Origin of the sequence: Streptomyces sp. ActVer (assembly GCF_027270795.1) — a bacterium.
GTDB lineage: Bacteria > Actinomycetota > Actinomycetes > Streptomycetales > Streptomycetaceae > Streptomyces > Streptomyces umbrinus_A.
In genome coordinates, this window is the sequence record NZ_JAPWHT010000643.1 from 1 (window position 1) to 4,368 (window position 4,368).

A 4,368-nucleotide genomic window follows, 5' to 3' on the forward strand; every position below is an offset into this window, starting at 1 on the left:
GCGCCTACCGGTCCCATCCTTCTGGGGCGGGGCCCCAGAAGGATGGGACGGGTAGGGGCGGCGGGGGCGAAAAAGGTCGGACCTGCCGGGGTGGAGCGGTGACAATGGCCCCGTGCGGTACAGAATTCTGGGCGTCGCCCAGGCAACGGACGCCCAGGGCAAGGACGTGCCCCTGGGCGGCCCCCGCCTCCGCGCACTCCTGACGGCGATGGCCCTGCGAGCGGGCCGGACGACGTCTCCGGAGACCCTCATCGACGAGGTCTGGCCGGACAGCCCCCCGCACGCCGCCCCCGCCGCACTCCAGGCCCTCGTCGCCCGCCTCCGCCGAGCCCCCGGCAAGGACGCGATCACATCGGAGCCCGGCGGCTACCGCCTCACCGCCACCCCCGAGGACGTGGACCTGTTCGTCTTCGAGCGCCTGGTCCGCGAGGGCAGGGCGCAACTGGACGAAGCCCCGGAGACAGCGGCCCGCACCCTCCGCGAGGCACTCGCCCTGTGGCGCGGCCCGGCCCTGGCCGACCTCCCGGACCGCACGACGGCCGCGACCCGCCCGGAATCCCTCCGCCAGGAGGCGACACGGGTGCGCGTGGAGGCGGACCTGCGCACCGGCCACGCCCACGACGCCGTACCGGAGCTGAGGGAACTCACCGAGACCCACCCGTACGACGAACCCCTGCACGCCCTCCTCATCAGGGCCCTGCGCGACACCGGCCGCACGGCGGACGCCCTGGCCGCGTACGAGACGGCCCGCCGGGCCCTGGCGGACGGCCTCGGCACCGACCCGAGCCCGGAACTCCGAGCCCTGCACGGGGAACTGCTGACACCTCAGCCGACAGCACCGGCAGCACCGGCAGCACTGGCAGCCCCGGTCGCCGCTCCGAGCCCGACCCCGTCCTCGAACCCGTACACCCCCACCACCCCCTCAAGAGCCGACCGCACCGGCAACATCCGCCCCCGTCTGAATTCCTTCGTGGGCCGGGAACCCGAACTCGACGCCATCCGTTCCGAATTGCACAGGGTCCGTCTCGTCACCCTCACGGGACCGGGCGGATCCGGCAAGACCCGTCTCGCCGAGGAAGCCGCCGCCGGGCATCCGCAGGCATGGCTGGCCGAGCTCGCCCCGCTCGACCGGCCGGAGGCGGTGACCAGTGCGGTCGTCAGTGCCCTCGGTCTGCGCGAGACCGTGCTGATGACCCACGAGATGACGGTGCAGCAGGACGACCCGGTCGCCCTGCTCATCGAGTACTGCGCCCCGCGCAGCCAGCTCCTGATCCTTGACAACTGCGAACATGTGATCGGTGCCGCGGCCGAGCTCGCCGAGACCCTCCTCACCCACTGCCCGGGCCTCACGATCCTCGCCACCAGCCGCGAACCCCTGGGCGTGCCCGGCGAGTCCGTGCGCCCGGTCGAGCCCCTGCTCCCCGACCCGGCGCACCGCCTCTTCACGGAGCGGGCGGTCGCGGCGTACCCGGACGCCGACGTCAGCCACGACCCCGCCGCCGTCGACGAGATCTGCCGCCGCCTCGACGGCCTGCCCCTGGCCATCGAGCTGGCCGCCGCCCGGCTGCGCATGCTCACCCCGCGCCAGATCGCCGACCGCCTCGACGACCGTTTCCGCCTCCTCACCTCCGGAAGCCGCACGGCGCTGCCCCGCCAGCAGACCCTGCGCGCGGTCGTCGACTGGTCCTGGGACCTGCTCGACGAGCCCGAGCGGACCGTCCTTCGCGAGCTCTCCGTCTTCGCGGGCGGCTGGGACCTGGACGCCGCCGAGGCCGTGTGCACCGGCCCTGTGGCCGAGATCGTCGGCGCGCTCGTCGACAAGTCCCTGGTCGTCGCGACGCCCGGCCTGCGAGGGACCGACGGCATGCGCTACCGCATGCTGGAGACGATCCACGAGTACGCGGCGGAGCGCGCCGCCGAGACCCCCGAGCTGCGCGCCGCGGCCGAGCGCCGGCACCGCGCGTGGGCCCGCGCGCTGGTCGAGGAGGCCGATCCCCTTCTGCGGTCCGCCGACCAGCTCCGGTGGATCGGCCGACTGGAGTCCGACCTGGACAACATCCGCGCGGCGCTCCACCGGAGCCTCGTCGCCGCCGACGAGGCGGAGATGGGCTCCATCGCCCTTGCCATGGGCTGGTTCTGGTGGCTGCGCAACTTCCGCCGGGAAGGCGCGACCTGGGCGGACCAGGCCCTGCGCCTGGGCACGGCCCTCGACCAACGCTCCTCCGGCTCCTTCGACGCCTCCGCCCCCTCCGACGTACCGGCATCGACACCGCCCGGCTGCGGGAGACGACCCCCGGAGGGGGTGCTCGACCTCGACGCCGTCGATCCCATGGAGGCCTACCTCGCCGACCCCGAGGCCGAGAAGGATCACCCCTCGCACCGGATCCGTATGAGACTGCGCATGCTGGATCTCTTCCTGAGGGCGGAGCTCGGCCAGGTCCCGCTGAAGGACGAGCGGACGCAGGAGTACGCCAGGAGCGTGCGGGCCACCATGGCGCGGGGCGGTCCGGACGCGGCGCGGTTCCCCGGCATCATCTGGCCGCTGATGGCGTTCGTTCTCGGCAACACCGAAGGCATCCGCCACGACATGGAGATGTCACTGGCCAACTGCCGGGAGCACGGCGGTGACTGGGAGATCGGTGCGGCCCTGCTGTTCGGCGTCCATGTAGCGGTGGACAGCCCCGGCGGTATGGAGGGCGTGGACGAGACCCTCGTGGAGCTGCGGGCCGTCGCCCGGCGCACAGGGGACCGCTGGATGCTCGCCCAGGTGAGCAGCGCGGGCGGCGAGACGGCCATGGCCCGCAGCCGTTTCGACGAGGCGAAGAGCGAGTTCGAGGACGCCATGCGGCTCGCGGTCGAGGTGGGGGCGTATGTGGAGACGCCGTTCCTCATCGCCCGCCTCGGCGAGATCGCCTACTACGTGGGGGACCGGGCCACGGCTCTCGCGGCGCTGGACGAGGCGACGGCCGCGGCCGATCGCTACGCGGTGCCGGACTCAAGGGCGTTCGTCCTTCTCATGCGGTCGCAGATGGCCTTCGACGACCAGGACTTCGTACGGGCCCGCGAGCTGCACTTGGCGGCCCGCGTGGAGATGGACCGCGGCACACCGCCGGCTCAGTTCCTCGCCGCGCTGGACGGCCTCGACGCGCTACTCGTCGCGGTCGAGGCGAGCCCCGGGCACGGGCTGCGCAGACTGGCCGACACCATGCGCGAGGCCGTGTCCGCGCGGTGCTCGGAGGTGGTCCTCGCCACGCTGGCCGAGCGGGCGGCGGGCGTCCTCGGCGACATCGGCGACCACGCGCGCGTGGTCCGCCTCCTCGCCGCGGGCTCCCGCTGGCGCCAGGGCCACCCCCGTCCGTTGCCCTACAGCCGGGACATCGACCGCATCGAGACCGCCGCCCTGTCCCACCTGGGCCGACGGGCGTACGACACCGAGCGGCGCACCGGCGAGACGCTCACCCCGGACGACGTCCTGCAGGAACTGGCCGAGGCCTCGGCCGCCGTCACGCACACCGGCACCCGCTGACGCCGCCACGGGACCCCACGGCTGCCCGATACCCCGGCACCGGCGCGTGGACCACGCACTCACTGACAGCGGAACCGCGAATCCGCCCAGTCCGCCAACGCCACCGAGTCGAAGGGCGAATGCGGCTCGACGACCAGGCGGATCGTTTTCCTGCCGGTCAGATCCACATGCACGGGCACCGCGCCATGACCGCCCCGGACCAGCCCCGACTGCCACATCCGGGCCCCGTCCGCGAAGACGGAGAACCGCACCCGGCCGAGCCCCATCGTCATGTCGTCGACCCCGACCACCGCGTCGTACGAGGAACACGTGCGGTTGAGGTCGATGGTGACCGAGGAGGCGCCGTGGACGGTGACGCCGTTCGCGTACGACGTGTCGGCGATCGACATGCCGTACCGCTGCCAGACCCAGCTGCTCTCGCCGAGCCGCATCTCGGGCTTGGTGCCGTCGCCGGTGACGCCGTAGTCCAGCTGGTTCCACTGGAAGACCGCCGGGGGCGCAGGCGGCGGGGGCGGCTTCGGGGCCGGTGCAGGGGGAGGCGTCGGCTTCGGCGGGGGAGTCGGGTTCGTAGTGGCCGTGGGGGTGGGGGTGGGCGTCGGCTTCGGGGTGGGACTCGGCGTAGGACGCGGCGAGGACGCCACGATCGGCACCGGCGGATTCGGCGCGGGCTCCGCCTTCGGGGGCTTCGGCGACGGCGAGGGTACGCGCGGTTCGACGACGGGCGGCGACGGCTCCGGCTTGGCCACGGGGTCCTTGGGCTTCACCTCGTCACCGGTCAGCGCGAGCGCCACCACGGCGACGGCCGCCGCGACGACACCGGCCGCGATGCCCGCCTTCACGGG

At 73.5% G+C, this 4,368-nt stretch carries 2 protein-coding genes; one reads left to right on the top strand and one right to left on the bottom strand.

Annotated features, from left to right (window positions below):
• Window positions 1-112: 112 nt before the first annotated feature.
• A complete protein-coding gene (locus tag O3Q52_RS49575; protein WP_269655002.1) occupies window positions 113-3,526 on the top strand; it encodes a BTAD domain-containing putative transcriptional regulator in 3,414 nt (1,137 codons plus the stop codon).
• Between the two features lie 59 nt (window positions 3,527-3,585).
• Here the strand turns inward: O3Q52_RS49575 and O3Q52_RS49580 are convergent.
• Window positions 3,586-4,368, bottom strand: a 783-nt coding sequence (locus O3Q52_RS49580; RefSeq protein WP_269655003.1) for an NPCBM/NEW2 domain-containing protein, incomplete at its 5' end; no start/stop codon positions are given.